The 21852-nt window shown below is 69.9% G+C and carries 20 protein-coding genes; 8 read left to right on the top strand and 12 right to left on the bottom strand.

Going from position 1 to position 21852, the window contains the following annotated elements; all coding sequences use genetic code 11:
• The first annotated feature begins 5 nt into the window (after window positions 1-5).
• On the top strand, window positions 6-1031 hold the full coding sequence (murB, locus tag ABQJ56_RS04680) for a UDP-N-acetylmuramate dehydrogenase (RefSeq protein ID WP_367844011.1): 1026 nt from the start codon (window positions 6-8) through the stop codon (window positions 1029-1031).
• Between the two features lies 1 nt (window position 1032).
• Here murB and ABQJ56_RS04685 read toward each other — a convergent pair whose 3' ends face one another.
• Window positions 1033-2268, bottom strand: a complete 1236-nt coding sequence (locus tag ABQJ56_RS04685) for an MFS transporter (protein ID WP_367843825.1) — start codon at window positions 2266-2268, stop codon at window positions 1033-1035.
• A 157-nt stretch (window positions 2269-2425) separates the two neighbouring features.
• Between ABQJ56_RS04685 and ABQJ56_RS04690 the strand changes: the two genes are divergently transcribed.
• Window positions 2426-3220 carry an AraC family transcriptional regulator gene (locus ABQJ56_RS04690; protein WP_367843826.1) on the top strand — a complete coding sequence of 265 codons (795 nt, stop codon included), beginning with the start codon at window positions 2426-2428 and terminating at the stop codon, window positions 3218-3220.
• Window positions 3221-3354: 134 nt separating this feature from the next.
• On the top strand, window positions 3355-5499 hold the full coding sequence (gene ppk1, locus ABQJ56_RS04695; RefSeq protein WP_367843827.1) for a polyphosphate kinase 1: 2145 nt from the start codon (window positions 3355-3357) through the stop codon (window positions 5497-5499).
• A 64-nt stretch (window positions 5500-5563) separates the two neighbouring features.
• Here ppk1 and ABQJ56_RS04700 read toward each other — a convergent pair whose 3' ends face one another.
• From ABQJ56_RS04700 to ABQJ56_RS04710, 3 genes are all read right to left on the bottom strand, one after another.
• On the bottom strand, window positions 5564-6121 hold the full coding sequence (locus ABQJ56_RS04700) for an NADPH-dependent FMN reductase (RefSeq protein WP_367843828.1): 558 nt from the start codon (window positions 6119-6121) through the stop codon (window positions 5564-5566).
• Window positions 6122-6215: 94 nt separating this feature from the next.
• A complete protein-coding gene (locus tag ABQJ56_RS04705; protein ID WP_367843829.1) occupies window positions 6216-6770 on the bottom strand; it encodes an Ivy family c-type lysozyme inhibitor in 555 nt (184 codons plus the stop codon).
• A 99-nt stretch (window positions 6771-6869) separates the two neighbouring features.
• The gene (locus ABQJ56_RS04710) at window positions 6870-7277 is read right to left on the bottom strand and encodes a hypothetical protein (RefSeq protein ID WP_367843830.1); all 408 of its coding nucleotides are present in this window, start codon (window positions 7275-7277) and stop codon (window positions 6870-6872) included.
• A gap of 179 nt (window positions 7278-7456) precedes the next feature.
• Between ABQJ56_RS04710 and ABQJ56_RS04715 the strand changes: the two genes are divergently transcribed.
• From ABQJ56_RS04715 to ABQJ56_RS04725, 3 genes are all read left to right on the top strand, one after another.
• Window positions 7457-8299, top strand: coding sequence for a class I SAM-dependent methyltransferase (locus ABQJ56_RS04715; RefSeq protein ID WP_367843831.1), 843 nt, complete (start codon window positions 7457-7459; stop codon window positions 8297-8299).
• Window positions 8300-8473: 174 nt separating this feature from the next.
• Complete coding sequence (locus tag ABQJ56_RS04720) at window positions 8474-8986, top strand: bactofilin family protein (RefSeq protein ID WP_437343391.1); 513 nt, start codon at window positions 8474-8476, stop codon at window positions 8984-8986.
• On the top strand, window positions 8983-9342 hold the full coding sequence (locus ABQJ56_RS04725; protein WP_367843832.1) for a hypothetical protein: 360 nt from the start codon (window positions 8983-8985) through the stop codon (window positions 9340-9342). Before ABQJ56_RS04720 ends, ABQJ56_RS04725 begins: the two co-directional genes overlap by 4 nt.
• Before the next feature lie 53 nt (window positions 9343-9395).
• On the opposite strand, the gene ABQJ56_RS04730 is transcribed toward ABQJ56_RS04725, so the two are convergent.
• The 6 genes from ABQJ56_RS04730 to ABQJ56_RS04755 all read right to left on the bottom strand — a co-directional run bounded on the left by ABQJ56_RS04730 (window position 9396) and on the right by ABQJ56_RS04755 (window position 14265).
• Window positions 9396-10646: an RNA polymerase sigma factor gene (locus ABQJ56_RS04730; RefSeq protein WP_367843833.1), complete on the bottom strand. Its 1251-nt coding sequence runs from the start codon at window positions 10644-10646 to the stop codon at window positions 9396-9398.
• A 3-nt stretch (window positions 10647-10649) separates the two neighbouring features.
• A complete protein-coding gene (locus tag ABQJ56_RS04735; protein WP_367843834.1) occupies window positions 10650-10997 on the bottom strand; it encodes a YciI family protein in 348 nt (115 codons plus the stop codon).
• A gap of 192 nt (window positions 10998-11189) precedes the next feature.
• Complete coding sequence (locus ABQJ56_RS04740; protein WP_367843835.1) at window positions 11190-12782, bottom strand: carboxylesterase/lipase family protein; 1593 nt, start codon at window positions 12780-12782, stop codon at window positions 11190-11192.
• Window positions 12783-12852: 70 nt separating this feature from the next.
• The gene (locus ABQJ56_RS04745; RefSeq protein ID WP_367843836.1) at window positions 12853-13341 is read right to left on the bottom strand and encodes an iron chaperone; all 489 of its coding nucleotides are present in this window, start codon (window positions 13339-13341) and stop codon (window positions 12853-12855) included.
• A gap of 34 nt (window positions 13342-13375) precedes the next feature.
• On the bottom strand, window positions 13376-13819 hold the full coding sequence (locus ABQJ56_RS04750; RefSeq protein ID WP_367843837.1) for a VOC family protein: 444 nt from the start codon (window positions 13817-13819) through the stop codon (window positions 13376-13378).
• Window positions 13816-14265 (bottom strand): helix-turn-helix transcriptional regulator, encoded by a 450-nt coding sequence (locus ABQJ56_RS04755; protein ID WP_367843839.1) that lies wholly within the window; start codon window positions 14263-14265, stop codon window positions 13816-13818. The genes ABQJ56_RS04750 and ABQJ56_RS04755 overlap by 4 nt, the downstream gene beginning before the upstream one ends.
• Before the next feature lie 372 nt (window positions 14266-14637).
• On the opposite strand from ABQJ56_RS04755, the gene pyrC reads away from it, so the two are divergent.
• Window positions 14638-15675, top strand: coding sequence for a dihydroorotase (pyrC, locus tag ABQJ56_RS04760; protein WP_367843840.1), 1038 nt, complete (start codon window positions 14638-14640; stop codon window positions 15673-15675).
• Between the two features lie 76 nt (window positions 15676-15751).
• Here the strand turns inward: pyrC and ABQJ56_RS04765 are convergent, their stop codons facing one another.
• Complete coding sequence (locus ABQJ56_RS04765; RefSeq protein ID WP_367843841.1) at window positions 15752-17263, bottom strand: carbohydrate-binding protein; 1512 nt, start codon at window positions 17261-17263, stop codon at window positions 15752-15754.
• 648 nt (window positions 17264-17911) lie between these two features.
• Here ABQJ56_RS04765 and ABQJ56_RS04770 point away from each other — a divergent pair.
• Window positions 17912-19111, top strand: coding sequence for an amino acid deaminase (locus ABQJ56_RS04770; protein ID WP_367843842.1), 1200 nt, complete (start codon window positions 17912-17914; stop codon window positions 19109-19111).
• 640 nt (window positions 19112-19751) lie between these two features.
• Here the strand turns inward: ABQJ56_RS04770 and ABQJ56_RS04775 are convergent.
• Window positions 19752-21533, bottom strand: a complete 1782-nt coding sequence (locus tag ABQJ56_RS04775) for a peptide-N4-asparagine amidase (protein WP_367843843.1) — start codon at window positions 21531-21533, stop codon at window positions 19752-19754.
• Window positions 21534-21852 lie beyond the last annotated feature (319 nt).

The following is a 21852-nucleotide window of genomic DNA, read 5'->3' on the forward strand; positions in this document are numbered from 1 at the left end:
CCGACATGGGCGGCTACACGCTCACCGAGAACGCCTCGCTCGCCACGCGCAACACGCTGCGCGTGGACGCGCGCGCGAAGCTGCTGGCCGAACTGCGCGACGCCAGCAAGCTGCCCGAACTGCTGGACTTCCCCGCCCTGCGCCACGCCCCGCTGCTGGTGCTGGGCGAAGGCAGCAACCTGCTGCTCGCCGGCGATTTCGACGGCACCGTGCTGGCGATGGAAACCCGCGGCGTGCAGGTAGCGCAGGATGGCGACATCGCCCGCATCGCGGTGGCCGCGGGCGAACGCTGGGACGACTTCGTGCGCTGGTCGCTGGGCCAGGGCTACGCCGGGCTGGAGAACCTGATCCTGATCCCCGGCACGGTGGGTGCCGCGCCGATCCAGAACATCGGCGCCTACGGCACCGAAGTGGCCGAATTCGTCGAGAGCGTGGAAGCCTGGGACACCCGCGAACACCGCGTGGCCCGGCTCGACCGCGCCACCTGCGCGTTCGGCTACCGCGACTCGCTGTTCAAGCACGAACCCGGCCGCTACATCGTCACCGCCGTGCGCTTCGCCCTGCCACGCTCGCGCGAGCTCAAGCTCGACTACGCCGGCATCCGCGAGGAACTCGCGCGCATGGGCGTGGAGCGCCCCGCGCCGTTCCATGTCGCCGAGGCCGTGGTGCACCTGCGCACGCGCAAGCTGCCCGACCCCGCGGTGATCGGCAACGCCGGCAGCTTCTTCAAGAACCCCGTGGTCGCTGCCGCGCAGGCCGAAGCGCTCAAGGGCGCGTATCCGGAACTGCCCGCGTGGCCGCAGGCCGACGGCCGCTGCAAGCTCTCCGCCGCGTGGCTGATCGAAGCCGCCGGCCTCAAGGGCCGGCGCGAGGGCGACGCCGGCATCTCCAACCGCCACGCCCTGGTGCTGGTGAACCACGGCCACGCCAGCGGCGGCGAACTGTGGGCCTTCGCGCAACAGGTGATCGCCGCCGTGCAGGCGAAATTCAACGTGCGGCTGGAACCGGAGCCGGTGGTGGTCGGGGGCTGATTCAGGCCCGGCGCGGCTTCTCGATATCCGGCAGCAGCAGCGCGCACGCGCCGATCAATGGCAGGTACGCGCAGAGCTGGTAGACATGGGCGATGCCGTCGAGGTCGGCCAGCTTGCCCAGTACCGCGGCGCCGATGCCGCCCATGCCGAAGGCCAGGCCGTAGAACACGCCGGAGATCATGCCGATGCGGCCCGGCACCAGTTCCTGCGCGTAGACGATGATGGTGGTGAAGGCCGAGGCCAGCACCAGGCCGATCACCACGCTGAGCACGCCGGTCCAGAACAGATTGGCGTGCGGCAGCAACAGGGTGAACGGCGCCACGCCGAGGATCGAGCCCAGGATCACCCATTTGCGCCCCACCTTGTCGCCCAGCGGGCCGCCGATCAGCACGCCCGCGGCCACCGAGGCGAGGAACACGAACAGGTGCACCTGCGCGTTCTGCACCGACACGTTGAAGCTGTGCATCAGGTAGAACGTGTAGTAGCTGCTGATGCTGGCGATGTAGAAGTACTTGGAGAAGATCAGCACGCCGAGGATCAGCAGCGAGGCCTGCACCATGCCCGGCGACAGTTCGCGCACCGGCGCGCGGCGCGCACGCGACTTGCCGCGGCTGGCGTGGTGGCGTGCATACCAGTGGCCCACCTGCACCAGCACCGCGATCGCCAGCAGCGGCGCCAGCGCAAACCACGCCACGCTCCCGCGCCCGTGCGGCACGATGATCCACGCCGCCAGCAGCGGCCCCAGCGACGCGCCGAAGTTGCCGCCGACCACGAACACCGACTGCGCCAGTCCCGGGCGGCCGCCCGAGGCCATGCGCGCCACCCGCGAGGATTCGGGGTGGAAGATCGACGAGCCGGTGCCCACCAGCGCCGCCGCCAGCAGCAGCACCGGGAAGTTCGGCGCGGTCGCCAGGAGCAGCAAGCCGGCCAGGGTGAAGCCCATGCCGGCGGCCAGCGAATACGGCATCGGGCGGCGGTCGGCCACCATGCCCACCAGGGGCTGCAGCAGCGAGGCGGTGACCTGGTAGGTCAGCGTGATCAGTCCGACCTGGGCGAAGCTGAGGTGGAAGCCGCTCTTCAGCAGCGGATAGATCGCCAGGATCAGCGACTGGATCATGTCGTTGAGCAGGTGCGAGAAGCTGATCGCGCCCAGCACGGTGAACTGGGTGCGCTCCTCGGCGGCCGCGGGTGGCGTGGCGGCAGGGTTCAGCGGAACGGCGTCGACGCGGGTCTGCATGGGGGAACTCGTCGGGGATCTCGGGGAAAGATCGCGACGGCTCGCATTGCATCCGTCGCTGCGCGCACGATAATCCGTCGGGAGGCGGCCCGCATGCATCGTCGGGTCAGAATATGTCGAATCCGGGCCATACCGAAGACATCGAGCAGGTTCCTGCATGAGACACGCCCGCGTCGATGCCTACGAGAACGCGCCGCGCGACGTCGTGGCCACCGGCAACGACTACGCCGCGGGCTACGTGCTGCCCGCGCACGCGCACCGGCGCGCCCAGCTGCTGTACGCGGCCACCGGCGTGGTCAGCGCGGCGACCGATCGCGGCAGCTGGGTGGTGCCGCCGCAACGCGCGTTGTGGATACCGCCGGGCGTGCCGCACGAGGTGCACATGAGCGGCGAGGTTTCCACGCGCAGCGTGTACGTGCGGCGCGAAGCCGCCGACGCCGCCGGCCTGCCCGCGCATTGCCAGGTGATCGCGGTATCGCCCCTGCTGCATGCCCTGCTGCTGGAAGCGGTGGACCTGCCGCTGGAATACGCGCTGGACGGCCGCGACGGCCGCGTGATGGCCCTGCTGCTGGACGAGATCCGCGCGATGCCCGCGTTGCCGCTGAACACGCCGCTGCCCGACGAGCCGCGCCTGCGCAAGCTGTGCCGCGCCCTGCTCGCCGCGCCTGCGCTGGAGATCGACGTCGATGCGATGGCGCACAAGGCCGGCATGAGCCGCCGCCATTTCACCCGGCTGTTCCGCCGGCAGACCGGCATGAGCTTCGCCGCCTGGCGCCAGCAGGCCTGCCTGCTTGCCGCGCTGACCCGGCTGGCCCATGGCGAAGCGGTCACCGCCGTGGCGATGGAACTGGGCTACGCCAGCGCCAGCGCGTTCAGCGCCGCGTTCCGCCGTACGCTGGGCGCCCCGCCCAGCCGCTACCTGGCGATGCAGGCCCGCAACGCCGCAGCCTGAATCGCGGCCGGCGTCATCGAACCGTCATGAAACCGCGGCACGGTGTCTCCACACCCATGCGGGGAGCGCGTGAACCACCGGGGTTACCATGCCGGCATGGATCGACGCGATACGCGCGCCACGGATATGCATCGATGAGTTCACACGCTCCCCGCAAGCCCTCGCCCGCCGCCGCGGGCGCAGCGGCGGCCAATGACGCGGCCTCCGCGCCCGACCTTGGCGAGCGCCGGCTGTACCTCAACCGCGAGCTGTCGCAGTTGGCGTTCAACATCCGCGTGCTGGACCAGGCGCTGGACGAGCGCACGCCGCTGCTGGAACGCCTGAAGTTCCTCCTGATCTTCTCGCGCAACATGGACGAGTTCTTCGAGATCCGCGTGGCGGGACTGAAGGGCCAGATCGCGCTGGACCATGAGCTGCTCGGCGCCGACGGCATGGCACCGCGCCAGACGCTGGCCGAGATCAGCGCGGTCGCGCACCGGCAGATCGAGCGGCAGTACGCGATCCTCAACGAACGCATCCTGCCGGAACTCGCCACGCACGGCATCCGCATCGCGCGGCGCGACCAGTGGACGCACCGGCAGAAACAGTGGGTGCGCCGCTACTTCCGCGAGGAGGTGGCGCCGCTGGTGACGCCGATCGGCCTGGACCCCACCCATCCGTTCCCGCTGCTGGTCAACAAGAGCCTCAACTTCATCGTGCAGCTGGACGGCGTGGACGCGTTCGGCCGCGACTCCGGCCTCGCCGTGGTGCCCGCGCCGCGCGTGCTGCCGCGGCTGATCCGCGTGCCCGACGACCTTGCCGAGGGCGGCGACTGCTACGTGCTGCTGTCCTCGATGATCCATGCGCATGCCGAGGAACTGTTCCCCGGCATGGACGTGCTCGGCTGCTACCAGTTCCGGCTGACCCGCAACGCCGACCTCGCGCTCGATCCCGAGGACGTGGAGGACCTGGCGCTGGCCCTGCGCGGCGAGCTGTACTCGCGCCGCTTCGGCAACGCGGTGCGGCTGGAGGTGGCCGACAACTGCCCGAAGGCGCTCAGCGCGCACCTGCTGAAGCAGTTCGGCCTCGCCGAGTCGGAGCTGTACGAGGTGAACGGACCGGTGAACCTGGCGCGACTGTTCCGCATCGCCAGCCAGGTGAGCTACCCCGCGCTGCAGTACAAGCCGTTCGTGCCCGCGCTGCCGAAGGCGCTGAAGCGTACCGAGGACCTGTTCGCCGCGATCGCGAAGCAGGACGTGCTGCTGCTGCACCCCTACGAATCCTTCGCACCGGTGGTGGACCTGCTGCGCCAGGCCGCGAAAGACCCGCAGGTGCTGGCGATCAAGCAGACGCTGTACCGCACCGGCGCCGACTCGGAAATCGTCGACGCCCTGGTGGACGCGGCGCGGGCGGGCAAGGAAGTGACCGCGGTGGTGGAGCTGCGCGCGCGCTTCGACGAGGAGTCCAACCTCACCCTCGCCTCGCGCCTGCAGCAGGCCGGCGCGATGGTGATCTACGGCGTGGTGGGCATCAAGACGCACGCCAAGCTGATGCTGATCCAGCGCCGCGAAGGCAGCGAGCTGGTGCGCTACGCACACATGGGCACCGGCAACTACCACACCGGCAACGCACGGCTGTACACCGACTACAGCCTGCTCACCTCCGACGGGGTGCTGTGCGAGGACGTGCACAAGCTGTTCAGCCAGCTCACCGGCATGGGCAAGGCGCTGCGCATGAAGAAGCTGCTGCAGGCGCCGTTCACGCTGAAGCAGGGCCTGCTCGGCCTGATCGCGCAGGAAGCCGCACACGCCGCGGCCGGCAAGCAGGCGCGCATCCTGGTCAAGGTCAACGCGCTCACCGATCCCAAGATGATCCGCGCGCTGTACCAGGCCAGCATCGCCGGCGTGCGCATCGACCTGATCGTGCGTGGCATGTGCTGCCTGCGCCCGGGCGTCCCCGGCGTGTCGGAGCACATCCGCGTGCGCTCGGTGATCGGCCGTTTCCTGGAACACAGCCGCGCCTACTGGTTCGCCAACGACGGCGATCCGCGGCTGTACCTTTCCAGCGCCGACCTGATGGAACGCAACCTGGACCGTCGCGTGGAATGCGCCTTCCCGATCGAGGGCAAGAAGCTGCAGCAGCGCATCCTCGCCGCACTGGAGCTTTACCTCGACGACAACAGCGGCACCGCCGAACTGCAGGCCGACGGCAGCTATCACCCGGTGGCGCGTGCCGCCGGCGAAGCGGTGCGCGACGTGCAGCAGCAGTTGCTGGAGAAGCTCTGCGGCGCGGAGGCGTAGGAGCCGCCGCGATTCGTACAACCGGTCGCGGCTGAAGCCGCTCCTGCGGCGACCGCCATCCGGGCTATTTCGCGTGGGCCTTCACCCAGGCCACGTAGCGGTCGACGAAGCCCTGCAGGAATTTCTGCGTGCCTTCACTGGCGACGTGGCCCTCGGCGTCGATCAGGCCGTCGTCCTTGAACTGCACGTACACCTCGGGCTGCGCCAGCGTCGCCACGTCGAGATAGGCCAGCACGTTGCGCAGATGCTGCTGCGCCAGCGCGCTGCCGGTGGCGCCGATCGAGGCGCCGATCACCGCGCCCGGCTTGCCGGCGAAGGAATTCGTGCCCCAGGGGCGCGAGGCGAGATCGATCGCGTTCTTCAGCACACCGGGGATTCCGCGGTTGTATTCCGGCGTGACGAACAGCACGGCATCGGCGGCCTCGATCTCGTGCTTCAGGCGCTTGCCTTCGGCCGGGTAGTCGGCATCGAAGTCCTGGTTGTACAGCGGCAGGCTGTCGATGCGGATGTATTCGAAGGCGATGTCCTTCGGTGCCAGCCGCTCCACCGCCCGCGCCAGCCGCTTGTTGATCGACGCCTTGCGCAGGCTGCCCACCAGTACCGCCACCTTGATCGTGCTCATGCAGGGTGCTCTCCGCTGAAATGCGCGCCGCTCGCCCGCGGCGCATCCCGTTCATTGGACACTCGCGGCGATCAAGCCGCCGTGATGCGCGGCGTCAACGCACGTACAGCGCGTCGTGCAGCAACCGCTGGCGCGCCTGGTCCGGCCCGCCCAGCCAGTTGAGCTTGTCCTGCGAGCTGTCGTCGGGATCGACCGCCGGCGTCAGGTTTTCCGGGCGCTGCGCGAACAGGCCCCACATCGCATGGTCCTGCGCGTCGTACAGCAGGGCCACGCGCTCGGTGGGGCAATCGTGCGGCTTGCAGGCGGTGGCCAGCAGCATGGGCTTGCCGTCCAGCCGCACGATCCGTACCGGCGTCGCCGTGCCGCCCTGGCGCACCCAGGCCGGCAAGGCCTGCGCGCCTGGCAACGCATCCAGCGCCTGCCTGAAGTCCGCGCGCTGCAGCAGGTCGAACAGGTAGATCGGCGACGCGACCGGCTTCGCGACCGTGGTCGCAGCGGCAGGGCCGGCCGTCGTCATTGCACCGGCCGGCAGCGCCTGCGTGGCCGGCAAGCCGGGCGAGGATGCGGAAGATGCCGGCGTCGCCGGTTCCTGCGCCCCTGGCGAACAGGCCGCGCAGCCCAGTGCCGCCGCCAAGGTGCATGCGAGCATGGAAAACTTCATCGCAGGCGTATTCGTCATGGGGCACGAGGCATCACGCCAGCAAGCCGCGATGCAACGCTTGCCGGCGCCCACGAACGGCGCACTGCCTCATTTCGCCTGCAGGCTCTCCATCGCCTTCTTCGCATCGGCATGCGTGGCATCCAGCGTGCCGGCCTTCAGGCCCTGCTCGGCGTGGCCCAGCGCCACGTGCAGGCGGGCCTCGACGGCGGCATCGCCCTTCGCGTCGACGATGGCGCCCTGGCCCATGCCCTTGCAGGGATCCTCCGCCTTGGCATCGAAGCCCTTGCCCGCGGGCCCGACCAGGCAATTCACCACATGGTGCAGGTGCATGTGCGCCGTCGCCAGATCCGTTGCCCCCAGCGCCATGCCGGCATGCGCGCCGGCGGTCGCGATCTGCTTCGATGCCGCGCCGTTCGCATCCGCCGCCTGTGCGGCGACCGGCAGGGCGAGCGCCAGCAACAAGGCCGGCAGTCCACGCGTGAAACGCTTTGTCATGACACGACTCCCGAGTGGCGCGGCGCAGGCCGCGATTCCCCGACTATGCCCCCGCCCCCGTGAGGAAAACGGAATGATGTCGCGGCTGGCGCCACATCCGTCATGATTCGCCATCCGCCCGGATGGCCTGGCACGGCTCGCCGGCACCCCGTGCGGATCACCCCCAGGAGACTCCCCACGTGCCGCACTACACCGGCCCCCTGCTCACCCGCCCGACCGCCGAATCGCTGCTTGCCGCGCGCGAAGCCGGCGCGACCGCGTGGAGCGGTTCACTGGACCTGGGCCGCTCCACCGGCACGGCCGGGCTGCAGGAGGACGCGTGGCTGTGGCGTGGCGAACGCTATCCCTGGCCGCCCGCGCCGAAGGACCGCAGCATCCACTACTGGGACGGCGACGAGTTCGCCCCCGCGGCGCGCTTTTCCGGTTCGCTGATCAAGCTGGTGCCCACCGAGTGGAACGTGCCCACCTTCGAGATCGACGGCATCAAGATGCTGCCCACCGCGCAGGCGTCGCCGCTGGACGACGCGCGCCGCAAGGTGACGCTGGTCGAGCCGCGCGGCAAGGTGGTGCTGGATACCTGCGGCGGTCTGGGCTATTTCGCCGCCTGCTGCCTGGAAGCGGGCGCGGCGCGCATCCAGTCGTTCGAGAAGAACCCCGACGTGCTGTGGCTGCGCACGCTCAACCCGTGGTCGCCCGATCCGGACGCGCCGGAACACGGCGGGCGCCTGCAGCTCGTCCACGCGGACGTGTCGCAAGCCATCGCGCAGCTCGGCGACGCCTCGGTGGATGCGCTGTTGCACGATCCGCCCCGCTTCGGCATCGCCGGCGAGCTGTACGCGCTGGCGTTCTACGAGCAGCTGGCGCGCGTGCTGCGCCGCGGCGGCCGGCTGTTCCACTACACCGGCAGCCCGAACAGGCTCACCAGCGGCCGCGACGTGCCGCGCGAAGTGGCAAGGCGGCTGGAGCAAGCCGGCTTCAAGGCGCAGCTGGCACTGGACGGGGTCCTGGCGACGCGGCGCTGAGCGGGTTGCATGCATGGCGCGGCACCGGGCGGCCGTCGAGCCACGCCGTGCCATCGTGGCCATGGACGAGTCATCCGGCTTCGTGCAGTGAACGCCAGCTGTCTGCAGCGGATTCCATCGCAGCCGTCCGGGGGGTACGCTCGGCCTTCCCCCCGCATGAACCGGAGCCCCGTCATGGCCTTGTGGAAAGAACCCGTCAAATCCGCCACCACCGCGACGCCCGAAGTCACGGACCAGGCGCGATTCGACATCCCGGAGAGCAAACCCGAACCGGCGGCACCGGTGCAGCCGGCGGTGCGTCCCGCGCCCGTGGCCGTGCCGGGCAAGCCCAAGGCCGAATCGCTGATCGCGCCCGACATCACCATCGAGGGCAAGATCGAGGGTGCGGGCCATGTGCGCATCGCCGGCAGCTTCAAGGGCGACGTGAGCGTGCGCGGGGACCTCACCATCGAGCCCGGCGCCAAGGTGACCGGCAGCGTGCGCGCCGAGAAGGTCACCATCGCGGGCGAACTGGTGGGCAACATCGAATCCGCGGTGCATGTGGAACTGCTGCAGAGCGGCGCGCTGGCCGGCGACCTGAAAGCCGGCTCGCTCAGCGTGGCGGCCGGCTCGCGCATGCGCGGCCAGGCCGAGTTCGGCTGGGACGACAAGGGCACCAACGGCGGACACGGCGGCACGACTTCGTGACCACTGCACGCCCGGGCACGGCCGGGGCGACGCGCAGCTGCCCGCACTGCCGGGAGACCATCCTCGAAAGTGCGGGCGTGTGCCCCGCCTGCCGCCACAAGCTGCGCTTCAGCGAATCGGCCGACGCCACCGCGGCGACGTCCGTACCGCTGCGCGTGGAGGGCAGCTTCCGCAATCCCGACAGCGGCGCGTGGGAATACTCGATGGTGCTGACCATCCGCAACGAGCGCGGCGAGGAGGTCGCGCGCAAGCTGGTGGGCGTCGGCGCCATGCAGCCCGACGAACAACGCACCTTCACCCTGAGCGTGGAGATGCAGGCCGCCAGCGCGGACAGCAAGCGCACGCGGCGTTACTGATTGCACCAATCCGCGGGGCGGCGGTCACCGCGAGCGGCCGCAACGCGGCGGGCTCAGCGCGGCAAGGCGGCCTGGCGCCCCTGCAGGAAGCGCCGGACGGCGGGATCGCCGGCCAGGCCGATCGCGACGGCGTAGGCATCCCGCGCCTCGGGAAAGGCATGGATCCTGGCCAGCAAGGCCGCGCGTGCCGCCCAGTAGGGCTGGTAATCGACCAGCCGGCCGTCGGCAGCGAGCGCGTCCACGATCTCCAGCGCGGCGCGCGGACCTTGCAGTTCCGCGATGGCCAGTGCGCGGTTGAGGGCGACCACCGGCGAACCCGAGAGCGCGAGCAACGCATCGTAGATCTGCACCTCGGGCGTCCAGTCGGTACGCCCGCTGCGGCGGCGCTCGACATGCGCGGACTGCAGCGCCGCTTCAAGCTGGTAACGGCCGATGCGGCCCAGCGCGCTCGCGCGCAGCAGCAGCGCCTCGGCCTCGTCGATCATCGCCGCATCCCACAACGCGACATCCTGTTCGGCCAGCGGCACGTAGTCACCGTCCGCGTTGCGGCGCGCGCGGCGCCGCGCCTCCGCGTGCAGCATGCAGGCCAGCAGGCCCAGCGCCTCCGGTTCCCGCGGCAGCAACCCGGCCACCAGGCCGGCGAGGAACAGGGCTTCCGCGGTGAGGTCGCGCCGGATCACATCGGTGCCGCCGGGGTCGCTCCAGCCTTCCGCGAAGGCGGCGTAGATCGCATCCAGCACGCCGTCCAGCCGTCCGGCCAGCTCGTCGCGCGCGGGGATGGCGAACCGGATGCCGGCCTGGCGTATCTTCTGTTTCGCCCGCACCAGGCGCTTGCCCATCGCATCCGGCGACGCAAGGAAGGCCGAAGCGATGGTCTTCGCATCCAGCCCGAGCACGGCCTGCAGCATCAGCGGCGCGCGAATGCCGGCATCGACGGCCGGATGCGCGCAGGCGAACAGCAGCGCCAGGCGCCGATCCGGAATGGCGGCATCGTCCATCACGGTCGAAGCAGCCTCGTCCAGCTCCGCCAGGATCTGCAGCTGCACGGCCGCCGTTTCGCCGCTGCGGTGACGCCGGACGCCGTCGATCCCCTTGCGCCGCGCCACGGTCAGCAACCACGCCTCCGGGTTCGCGGGACAGCCGTTGAGCGGCCAGTCCGCCAACGCCGCGGCAAAGGCTTCCGACAATGCGTCCTCGGCCGCCGCCACATCGCGCATGGCGGCGGCCAGAAAGGCGACCAGCTTGCCGTAGCTGCGCCGCGCGACGGCGTCCGCGGTACTGCGCGCCCGCGCCGCGCGGTCCAAGACCTACATGCTCCAGACCGGCCGCACTTCGATCGTGCCGTGGCTCGCGCCGGGGCAGCGGGCCGTCCATGCAAGCGCTGCATCCAGGTCGGGCACGTCGATCAGGTAGTAGCCGGCCAACTGCTCCTTGGAGTCCACGTAGGGGCCATCCAGCACCTGCGATTTGCCGTCCGCCACATGCACGGTGGTCGCGGTCGCGCTGCCCTGCAGGCGATTCGAGCCGAGCAGCACGCCCGCCGTCTTCAGCGCCTGCGTATACGCCCCGTAGGCCGCGACGCCCTGTTCCTGTTCGGCCGGCGTCATCTGCGACCAGCGGCTCTCGTCCGCATACAGCATCAAGAGGTATTGCATCGGGATTCTCCGCAGTGGGTGATCGGCGGCAGTGCGCGCCGCCATTCCCATGACGCGCGAGGTCCGGCCATTTGGACAGGACCGCCCTGGCCGCCGGATCGATCCGGGCCAACCAGCCGACCGGTTGGCTCCCAGCGCGCCGCCGACGCGCCGCCACAATGCCGTGCGGGCCTCCTCCCGCGCGGTCGCCGCTCAGAGATGCGCGTCGGGCTCGAAGCGCTGCAGGAACTCGTAGCGCGCCGCGTTGCGGTCGACGAAGCTGTGCGTGTCCGCGCCGATGGCCTGGCGCAGCAGCCCGCCGTCCTTCGCGGCGACGGCCGGCCAGTGCGGCAAGCCCAGGCCGTTGGGATCGCCGGTCTTGATGAAGTTGGCCCAGTAGCCTTCCGTCACGGCCGAGACGCGCTGGTCGGTGGCGGTCCACGCATAGACCCGGTTGCCGGCGAGGTTGCCCAGCGCGTACTCGATCTCGCCGCTGTGCACGGCGCCGGGGTCCGGGCCGGCGCTGCCGTCGCGCTTCGCCGGGCGCGGCTGCTCGAAATGGTAGTAGTACACCGGCGCATCGCCGGTGCGGCGTTGCCAGTCCATCCAGCGCCAGGTGGCGAACGCGATGAACTGGTCGCCCGCCAGCGCGGTGCCGGAGGCCTTCACCCCGGCCTCGTCGCGGCCCGGATAGAGCTTGAGCGCCTCGTCCGCCTGCTTGCCGAACTGCCGCTGCACCGCGGCGCGGTAGTTCGCCGGCGTGGGCGCCTGCCTGGCGAGCAGGTTCGCGTAATAGCCCTCCTGCGAGTTCGACCCGACCAGCAGCGGGATATGGGCCTGCGCGCCGGCGGCGTAGATGGCCTCGGGCGAACGCGGCAGGAAATAGCCGTCCGTGGTGGGCCCGAACTCGGCCACGCCCTGGTCGCCGCTGGCCTTGAGCAAGGCTGCCGCCGGCATCGCGCGCAGCTTCGCCAACGAATGCGCGCCGACGTGCTGCATGAAGGCCTCGCCCTGGCGTTCGGACAAGTCCAGCGGCGGCGGCTTGAGATTGCCCAGCACTGCACCGCTCTCGCCGATCGCGCGCTGCATGAGCCCCTTCGACAGCGGCGAGGCCATCAGCGCCGACACCGACATCGAACCGGCCGACTCGCCACCGATGGTGACCTGCCGCGGGTCGCCGCCGAACGCGGCGATGTTGTCGTGCACCCAGCGCAGCGCGGCGACCTGGTCGAGCAGGCCGTAGTTGCCGGCGGCATGCTGCGGCGACTCGGCCGCCAGCGCGGGCAGCGCGAGGAAGCCGAACACGTCCAGCCGGTAGTTCACCGTCACCGTGACGATGCCCCGCTGCGCGAGGCTGGCGCCGTCGTAGCGCAACTCCGAGCCATCGCCGCCCGCGAAACCGCCGCCGTAGAAATACACCAGCACCGGCAGCATGCCGCCGTGGGCGTGGGCGGGCGTCCACACGTTGAGGTAGAGGCAGTCCTCGCTCATGCCCGCGGAACGGAACACCATGTCGCTGAACAGCGGGCGCTGCATGCAGCGTGGGCCGAAATGCCCGGCGGCGCGCAGCCCGCTCCAGGCGGCCACCGGCTGCGGCGGCTTCCAGCGCAACGCGCCGACCGGCGGCGCGGCATACGGAATGCCCTTGAACTCGTCCAGGCCGGTCCCGGCGTCGTGGATGCCCGACAACGCACCGCTATCCACATGCACCACGGGAGCCGAATCGGCAGCCGCGGCCCACGAGGCGGACGACGCCAGCGCCAACCCCAGGAAGACGCGGCATGAACACGAAAAAGCCGTACGCATGGCGAGCTGCCTCGATCAGGGAGCGGAGCACGCATCTTAGAAGATCGCCGGACGAGCGGGAACGGACCGCTCAGCCAAGCGCCTTCTTCAGCAGCGCGGCAATACGCTTCTCCACGTCGGCGTTCATGGCCTTGAGCGCGAACGCGGTCGGCCACATGGCGCCGTCGTCGAGCGCGGCTTTGTCATTGAAGCCGAAGGTGGCGTACCGGTCCTTGAACTTCTGCGCGTCCTTGAAGAAGCAGACGACCTTGTCGTCCAGGGCATATGCCGGCATGCCATACCAGGTCTTCGGCACCAGCGCCGGGGCATGGGCCTTGACGAGGGCGTGGACCCGTCCGGCCAGGGCGCGGTCGGCCTCCGGCATCGCGGCGATCGCCGCCAGCACCTCGCGCTCGCCGTCTTCCCTGGTCCTGTCGGCGCGCGCCTGCGCCTTCAGTTCCTGGGCATAGGCCTTCATCGCAGCCTTTTCCTCGACGCTGAAGGTGGCTTTCTTGCCGGATGCCGCGGCGGTCTTGCCGGGGTTCTTCTTTGCAACGTTCTTCTTTGCAATCGGGCTCATCGGAAAATCCTCGCGCTGGTCGATATCGAAAGGCTCAGCGCCGTTCCTGCACGCGCAGCAGGTTGCCCGCAGGATCGCGCACGGCGCAGTCGCGCACCCCGTAGGGCTGCATGGTCGGTTCCTCGACGATCTCGGCGCCGCTGGCCTGGATCTTCTCGAAGGCGGCGTCGAGGTCCCGGGTCGCCAGCAGCATGATCGCGTAGGTGCCTTTGGCCATCATCTCGGCGATGGTGCGCTTCTCGTCGTCGGTGACGCCGGGGCTGGCGTTCGGCGGGAACAGCACGATGGCGGTGCCGGGCTGCCCGGGCGGCCCGACCGTGATCCAGCGCATGCCGCCATAACCGACGTCGTTGCGCACTTCAAAGCCGAGGGTATCGCGGTAGAACGCCAGCGAGGCGTCCGGGTCGTTGTGCGGGAGGAAACTGGCGTGGATGCTGATGTCCATGGCGGTGCGGCTCGAAGTGGCGGGAGCCGTCATGCTAGGTCAGGTTCCACCGCCGGCGCTTCTCGATTCCTGATCGGTCGCGTCACCTGCCGTGCCACGCAGGACGGCATGCCCGCCGTGGCATGCGCCGCCTCGCGCCGGTACGCGCTGGGCGACCTGCCGACCAGCTCGGCGAAGCGGGTGCTGAAGGTGCCCAGCGAGGCGCAGCCCACGGCGTAGCAGACCTCGGTGACGCCGAGGTCGCCGCGGCGCAGCAGCGCCATCGCGCGCTCGATGCGACGCGTCATCAGGTAACTGTAGGGCGACTCGCCGAAGGCGAGCTTGAACTGGCGGCTGAGATGGCCGGCCGACATGCCGATGCCGCGCGCCAGCGCCTCGACGTCCAGCGGCTGCGCGTATTCGCGGTCGATGCGGTCGCGCACGCGCCGCAGGCGGGCGAGGTCGCGCAGGTGCGTTGCCGGGGCGGGTGCGCTGCTCATCGGCGGGATCGTCCCACGCCGGGTGACGCCCCTCAAGCGCCAAGGCCATCCCTTCCCCAGCACCCATGCAGGAGAAGGGATGGCCATGCGCGACAGACAGCTCTGCCGCGGCAGGGCGATCGCGAAGAACGCGGGCGCCGGATGCGAGCGCGTCGAAGCCGATGGCATGCGGCGGCAAGGACGCGGAAAGGAGGTCGTCCGTGCGCCGCCCTGGCGCGTGCCGCGGCGTTCATGCGGCAGGGCCGGCGGCGACTCCATGCCCGCGTTCCGATACCATTTGCGCACCCGCCGCGGCGGTGCGCGCCCACGGCCAGGCCCTGCGCCTGCCGCGCGCCCCGCCCTCTCCCCCCGAGCTTCCGGAGCCTTGCCCTCATGCCGTCCACGCGCCTCGAAATCACCCGCCCGGACGACTGGCACCTGCACCTGCGCGACGGCGCCGCGCTGGGCTCGGTGGTGACCGACACCGCGCGGCAGTTCGCGCGCGCCATCGTGATGCCCAACCTCAAGCCGCCGGTGACCACGGTCGCCCAGGCCGAGGCTTACCGCGCGCGCATCCTCGCCGGCCTGCCGGCGGACACGCGCTTCCAGCCGCTGATGACGCTGTACCTCACCGAGGCCACCACGCCGGACGAGATCGCGCGCGCCAGGGCCAGCGGCTTTGTCCATGCCGTGAAGTACTACCCCGCCGGCGCCACCACCAACTCGCAGGCCGGCGTGCGCGATCTGGCGCACGTGTATCCGGTGCTGGAAGCGATGGAGCGGCACGGCCTGCCGCTGCTGATGCACGGCGAGGCCACCGACCCGGCCGTGGACATCTTCGACCGCGAGCACGCCTTCATCGAACGCCAGCTGATCCCGCTGCGCGCGCGCTTCCCGCAGCTGCGCATGGTGCTGGAGCACATCACCACGCGGGCCGCGGTGGAGTTCATCCGCGCGGCGCCGGCCAGCGTGGGCGCCACGATCACCGCGCACCACCTGCTGCTCAACCGCAACGCGATCTTCGAAGGTGGCATCCGTCCGCACCATTACTGCCTGCCGGTGCTCAAGCGCGAAACGCACCGCCAGGCCCTGCTGGACGCCGCCACCAGCGGCGACCCGCACTTCTTCCTCGGCACCGACAGCGCGCCGCATGCACGCGAAACCAAGGAAGCCGCCTGCGGCTGCGCCGGCATCTACACCGCGCATGCCGCCATCGAGCTGTACGCCGAGGCATTCGAGCAGGCCGGCAAGCTGGACCGGCTGGAAGCCTTCGCCAGCTTCCACGGCGCGGATTTCTACGGCCTGCCGCGCAACGCCGACACCATCGTGCTGGAACGCAAGCCGTGGACGGTGCCGGATGCCCTGCCCTTCGGTGACAGCCAATGCGTGCCGTTCCGCGCGGGGCAGCAGGTGGCGTGGTCGCTGGCCTGAAGAAAACGGGCGCCGCATCGCTGCGGCGCCCGCCATGAAACGCTCGCCCCCGGCACCGGCCGGGAACAGAAGCCGCTTACCGCCCCAGATCGCCGAGGAATCGCTTGGTGTACTGCAACGGCGTGCTGGTGGGCACGGAGTTGCAGATGGGCGAAGCGGTGCCCTGGCTGCACGGCGTGTCGCGATCCAGCGACCAGAAGTGGATGCCCGCCAGGCCGTTGGAAACGGCATAGCTGGTCAGGGTGTCTGCATTGGCGACGGTGAAGTTCTCGCTCGACACGTCGTTGACGCCGATCATCGGGGTCAGCTCGATCTTGTTGGGCGAGATGCCGTAGGTATGTTCCAGGTTCACCGCGGCCTGGATCGCGGTCTGCGCCATGTCGCACGAGCCGTTCGACACCACGCAGACGCTGGAACCGGCCGCGCCGTAGTCCATCGTCATCAGGTTGATGGTGTAGTTGGTGAGCGTGGAAGCCTTCACCGCCTTCACCACCATGTCGCCCAGGCTGTTCACCCCGCCGTAGCTGCCGTCCGACGCGCCCAGCGTGGCGATGGTGAACGAGAAGCGCAGGTTGGGATACAGCGACTGGCCGTACACCGCGGCGGCCACGAGGTTGTTGATGCCGGCCTGCGTCTGGCCGCCCTCGATGTCGAAGTCCACGCCCACCATCTGCGGCGACATGTAGCGCGACAGGAAGGTGGCGAAGTTCGCCGTGCTGCCGCAGGTGAAGACGCCAGCCTGGCCGCCCGTGGAAACCACATAGGGCAGGCCCGCGCTGGACAGCGCCGGGATGTTGGCGCTGGCGAAACTCGCGCCCGGCACGCCGCCCCAGTTCTCGCTGCCGCATTCGCCGGTGGCGAAGGCCAGCGTGATCGCGCTGAGGTTGGTCACGTAGTTGGACTTGAGGCTGCCCGAGCCGACCACCGGGATCGACGAGCCCGTCGCCGCGGCGGTCTGCATGGTGTCGGTGTTCCAGTTCATGTTGATCGTCACGTCCTTGTACGGGCTGAACAGCAGGTTGGCGCCGGTGCCCGGCGGATTCGCCGTGCCGCCACCGCCGCTGCCGCCGGAACCAGAGCCGCCGCCGCTGCCGCCGCCCGTGCCGCCACCGCCGGTGGAACCGCCGCCGGTGCAAGCGCCTTGCGAAGTCCAGGGTTCGCCCGAGCCGCTTGCGCCACTGCTGGTGGCCGGGTCGTTGCCCTGTGTCCACCAGTTGGCGACGTAGTTGATGTCGTTCTCGCTGGCCACCGCGCCGCCGTTGTAGGCCGTGCTCGAACTCCACGCCGCCGCACAGGTGCCGCCGGAACCGCTGCCGCCCGATCCGGAGCCGGAGCCACCGCCGGAACCGGAGCCGGAGCCGGAGCCGCTGCACGCGCCCTGCGAAGTCCACGGCTCCCCCGTGCCGCTTGCGCCATTGTTGGTTGCGGGGTCGTTGCCCTGCGTCCACCAGTTGGCGAGGTAGTTGACGCCGTTCTCGCTGACGACGGCGCCACCGTTGTAGGCGGTGGCCGAACTCCACGCCGCCGCGCAGGCCGTCGCGGTTTGCGCGTGTACCGCCTGCACGGGTGCCGCCGTCATCAAGCTCATCGCCATCGCGCCACCTGCCGTGGTGCCGACTGCGTTGAGTGCCGTGCGTAGCCAAACAACCGACTTCTTCATGTGCATGGAAGCGTCTCCTGGTTGAGTTGCGTTACTCGAGGCGAACGGTCTTCTCCGTGACGAACGGCTTGCGATCCCTGGCGGTACTCCCCTGTGCGGACACCCCGCCCTCCGCGGCCTGCCTGGGCCGAAACGGCGACGTATGGGTGTCTTGTCATGACAACGTTGTCTAAATCGGGTCTCGCATATTGTGACCGGCGTCGTAAAAATGCACGCGGACGACGCAGCGCTTCATCACAGGCGAATTGCGGGATTTTTAGTGCATTGCAGCGGCAACGTGACCGCTGCCATGGGAATTTCCACGCGGCATGGATGATGCGGCGCAACTAGATCGATTCAGACGCCCGGACGTCCAAAAGGATTTTCGGTGGACTTTTCTGACATCGTTGTCTGCAAGCGCCAAAGCGAATCGGCGGCGGGCGAGACTCCCCGCCGCCGCCGCCTTCAACGGCGGCTCGGCGCGAGCCACTCCCACGAGCGTTATTGCAAGCTGCCTGCGCGACGACCCATTGCGCGGCGTTCCACGCGGGGCAAGACTGACGCGCCCATCCCCCGAACCACGACCGGAACGACTCCATGGCTAGCCACGCGCGACACCCTGAAAAAGGCACCCTCGTCACCGGCCAGTCGCTGCTCGATGACGTGAGCCTGCCGGCCGCGGTGATCTTCGAGCCGGCGCTGGCCAACAACATCGCGTGGATGCAGCGCTTCGCCGACGACCACGGCGCGCAACTCGCGCCGCACGGCAAGACCACGATGACGCCGGCACTGTTCCGCCGCCAGCTCGATGCCGGCGCCTGGGGCATCACGCTGGCCACCGCCGTGCAGTGCGCGGTGGCGTTCGAGCACGGTGCCACGCGCCTGCTGATGGCGAACCAGCTCGTCGGCACGCCCAACATGGCGATCGTCGCCGGCCTGATCGAGCGCGGTGCGGACTACTGTTGCGTGGTCGACAGCGTGGCCAACGTGGAAGCGCTGAACCGGTTTTTCGGGGCGCGCGGCGTGGCCGTGCAGGTGCTGATCGAGCTCGGCGTGCCCGGCGGACGCTGCGGCGTGCGCGACGAATCCGCGCTCGCTGCGCTGGCCGACGCCGTCGCGGCCGCGCCGGCAGTCGCGCTCTGCGGCATCGAAGGCTACGAGGGCCTGATCGGCGGCGAGCAAGCCGTCGAGCGCATCCGCGGCTACGCCAGGCAGCTCGTCGCCGCCGTGCGCGGGCTGATGGATGCGGGTGCGTTCGGCGGCCGCAAGCCTGTCGTCACCGCGGCGGGTTCGCAGTGGTTCGACCTGATCGCCGAGGCGTTCGACCAGGCGGATCTGCGCGAGTGCTGCACGCCCGTCCTGCGTCCCGGCTGCTACGTCGTGCACGACCACCGTTCCTACCTCGACGCACTGGCCGAGGTGAAGGCGCGCCACCCCGAACTCGAAGGCAACCTGCAACCCGCACTGGCCGTGTTCGCCCACGTGCAATCGCTGCCCGAGCCTGGGCTGGCGGTGGTCGCGATGGGCAAGCGCGACATCTCCTGCGACCCCGACCTGCCGATCCCGCTGCAACGGCACCGCCCCGGCGAACCGGCGCATCCGCTGCGGCACTGCACGACCCGCAAGGTGATGGACCAGCACACCATGCTCGCGATTGCCGCCGATGCCGACCTGCGCATCGGCGACGTCGTTTCGTTCGGCGCCTCCCACCCCTGCCTGACGTTCGACAAGTGGCGGCAGGTGCTGCGCGTCGACGACGAACTGCGGGTACTGGAAGCGATGCCGACGTTCTTCTAGCGCTCCTGCAGCAGGAGCGTCCGATGCCAGGATCGGATGCAGGGCACGGCCCGCCGCGCCGGTTCAAGGGGCGCCGCCGGTGCACCCGGCACTGCGGAAGGCTGTTGCAAGGCGAACCCGACCGGCGGTGAAGGCACGCCTGCCGTCACCGCATCGATTTCAACGCGGTTCGCACACGGAAGGAAGCGCGCTCCGCCCGGCCCTGTTTCTCAACGGGCGCGCGGCTTTCCTTTGGTACTGGCGGGCAACCGCGGCGGCGGCTCTCCCGGATGACCGGGTTCGCGCACCAGGAAAGAGGCTTTCCGATACGTGGCGAGGCCCGTGGGCTTCTCGGCGGCACGCTTCCCGCCATACACGGCGTGGATGTCAGCGACGGAAACCGGTCGTAGCTTGTGCGGCATGCTGCAGCTCCTGGCCAGTCCTGGCCGGTGGCGAATGGCGGAAGGCCGCACGCATGCGGAATGGTTGGCGACGGGCATCCGGTACATCCATGGACGCTCCGTCGGCCGACAATGCGCCTATTGTTGTTAGAAAACGGGTAAGCACCGGATCGAACGTCCGCATGGGTGTCGCATCCCTCGCGTTCCGGCGGCCAGGCAGCCGGCTCGTCGGGATTTCCGTTGTGCCGGCTGCTTCCAGCCTATTTCGGACTCAGCGGAACAAGCCACGGATGGCCGGGACGCGAATGGCGATCCAGACGGTTGGCGTGGCCGGGACAGTCCTCGCCTTCGCCGACGGCCGCCAGGCGCTCATCGCGCGACCGGATCGTGGTCCGGTAGCAGCTGCCCAGCGAGTCGGTGAACACCACCTGCTCCCGACCGGCCTCGTCGTGCGCGAAGCTCGTGCGGTCCAGCGGGTCGGGAATGGTCTTGCCATCGGCGTGGTCGCGGGTGGCGAGGTTCTCGTCCAGCACGGCGTGGTAGGTCGCGCCCTGCGCATCCGTCCGCCGGGTCTCGATGCGGTGGCCCTGCTTCATCGCCACCTCGGCAGTGAAGTCCTGCCCCTTGCTCACCATGGTCTTGCGCGAGGAGAGCTGGAGCGGATCGCGCTGCGCCACCGTGTAGCCGTCCAGGGGGCGGCCGTCCAGCGTGCGCTCCACCGTCAGCGACATCGCGCCCAGCTGGTCGATGGTCTCGTCGTAGCGCTTTTCCCCCGGCCGCGCGAAGGTCTGGTGGTTGTGGAAGCTGCCGTCGTAGTGCACGGTGGTGTCGATGGTTCCGCGCGGGGTATGCAGGCGACCGGCGATCACGTAGGTCTGCGTCTGGTCGGCAGCTATCGTGCCCACGATGCGGCCGGCGGCATCGGCATGCAGCGTGTCGTGCACCACGAGTCCTGCCGGCTGCTGTGCGGCCAGCGTGTCCTGCGCGAGCTCGCCGCTCAATTGGCTGGCGCGCGGATCCTGGTAGACCAGCAGGTTCGCCGCGACGTTGAAGAAGTGGTCGGCACCCGGCACACGCACGGTTACCGTGTGCGGCTTGCCGTCGTCGAGCAGGCCGGCGAACGGCGTCAGGTCCACCCGCGACGGAATGAAGTTCGTCGTCTGGATGGCCGGCGTCGGCAGCCACAGGTGCGGCGCCACGCCGCCGGTGAAGATCCACGGGTAGACCGGCGCCAGCCCGGCCGGCTTGCCGTCCACCAGCACCTCCACGCCGCGGAAGCTGCCGCCGTCGCAGGCCTCGAACGATTCCAGCGAATAGTCGCGGGTCTTTTCCAGGTAGGCCCGGTCGACGCAGGTGTACCAGCGCTCGTCGTGCGCCTGGCTCTGCGCGATCACGTCGAGGTAGGCCCGCTCCACGTTGCGCGGGAAATCGATCGTGCGCGACAGGCCCTGCTGCGGCGTGTCGAGCGCGGTCTGTTCGCCGCGCGGATCGCCGCTCAGCGGATAGACATGGTCGGCGGCGGTCGCGGCCGGCTGCCCGGCGTCCGCCGGATAGAACGCCAGTCGCGCATCCACGTAGATCGGCTGGCTGGTGGTGGGGCTCACCCAGTTGTTGAGGATCATCTGCCCCGCCTGCGCCTGGCGGAACAGCGCGGCGTAATCGCTGAGGTCGCGCTCCACGTGCCAGTGCTGGGCCACGTCCGGCTCGGGCTCGATGGTGGTGCCGAAGTAGAGGTTCACGCCGCCAAGCCACAGCGCCACGGTGCGGTCGAACTGGCGCCCGGCCGGCACCGAGAAATCCGCCTCCAGCACCACCTTGCTCCAGCCGCCCGCGCAACCCTTGGGTGGAGCGAAACCGAAGCGGTGCGGACGTGCGGCCATCGACGAGCCATCGCCCTGATCATCGAATGCCTCGTGGGATAACAGCGTCACCTCGCACGGCTTGGCGGCCGGCCGCGGCACCGGCGGCTCGGCCGTGGCCACCACCCGCGAACCGGGCTCGAACCGCGTCGCCGTGGCCGCATGCAGGACGGTTGCCGACACCGCGCATGTCGCCAGCAGGGCGACGCTCCCCGGCAGCCATCGCCTTACCCCACCCTTCTTCATGTTCGCCACCATCGATGTCCTCTGATCCCGGGTTGTCTGCTTCTGCACGGCTCACCGCGCCTGCCGGACCGCGGCTGGAACCGGCCTGTCCGCCGCCGGAGCGGCGTGCCACGGCAACGCCGCGCCTGCCGGGTTGGCCCGCGTTGCCCCGCGTGCCCTCGCTCGCCGAAGCGTATGCTCTTGAGGCCCGCCCCGTGCGGAAACCGCCGGGCAGCTCCATACAGTATCGCGTCGCGGCAATGGATCGCCCACCTGC

It is taken from the genome of Rhodanobacter geophilus (assembly GCF_040812275.1).
GTDB lineage: Bacteria > Pseudomonadota > Gammaproteobacteria > Xanthomonadales > Rhodanobacteraceae > Rhodanobacter_A > Rhodanobacter_A geophilus.

Coding starts and splice junctions, on each gene's coding strand:
- murB (WP_367844011.1), top strand. CDS start 6: ATGGGCGGCTACACGCTCACCGAGAACGCCTCGCTCGCCACGCGCAAC.
- ABQJ56_RS04685 (WP_367843825.1), bottom strand. CDS start 2,268: ATGCAGACCCGCGTCGACGCCGTTCCGCTGAACCCTGCCGCCACGCCA.
- ABQJ56_RS04690 (WP_367843826.1), top strand. CDS start 2,426: ATGAGACACGCCCGCGTCGATGCCTACGAGAACGCGCCGCGCGACGTC.
- ppk1 (WP_367843827.1), top strand. CDS start 3,355: ATGAGTTCACACGCTCCCCGCAAGCCCTCGCCCGCCGCCGCGGGCGCA.
- ABQJ56_RS04700 (WP_367843828.1), bottom strand. CDS start 6,121: ATGAGCACGATCAAGGTGGCGGTACTGGTGGGCAGCCTGCGCAAGGCG.
- ABQJ56_RS04705 (WP_367843829.1), bottom strand. CDS start 6,770: ATGCTCGCATGCACCTTGGCGGCGGCACTGGGCTGCGCGGCCTGTTCG.
- ABQJ56_RS04710 (WP_367843830.1), bottom strand. CDS start 7,277: ATGACAAAGCGTTTCACGCGTGGACTGCCGGCCTTGTTGCTGGCGCTC.
- ABQJ56_RS04720 (WP_437343391.1), top strand. CDS start 8,474: ATGGCCTTGTGGAAAGAACCCGTCAAATCCGCCACCACCGCGACGCCC.
- ABQJ56_RS04735 (WP_367843834.1), bottom strand. CDS start 10,997: ATGCAATACCTCTTGATGCTGTATGCGGACGAGAGCCGCTGGTCGCAG.
- ABQJ56_RS04740 (WP_367843835.1), bottom strand. CDS start 12,782: ATGCGTACGGCTTTTTCGTGTTCATGCCGCGTCTTCCTGGGGTTGGCG.
- ABQJ56_RS04745 (WP_367843836.1), bottom strand. CDS start 13,341: ATGAGCCCGATTGCAAAGAAGAACGTTGCAAAGAAGAACCCCGGCAAG.
- ABQJ56_RS04750 (WP_367843837.1), bottom strand. CDS start 13,819: ATGACGGCTCCCGCCACTTCGAGCCGCACCGCCATGGACATCAGCATC.
- ABQJ56_RS04755 (WP_367843839.1), bottom strand. CDS start 14,265: ATGAGCAGCGCACCCGCCCCGGCAACGCACCTGCGCGACCTCGCCCGC.
- pyrC (WP_367843840.1), top strand. CDS start 14,638: ATGCCGTCCACGCGCCTCGAAATCACCCGCCCGGACGACTGGCACCTG.
- ABQJ56_RS04765 (WP_367843841.1), bottom strand. CDS start 17,263: ATGAGCTTGATGACGGCGGCACCCGTGCAGGCGGTACACGCGCAAACC.
- ABQJ56_RS04770 (WP_367843842.1), top strand. CDS start 17,912: ATGGCTAGCCACGCGCGACACCCTGAAAAAGGCACCCTCGTCACCGGC.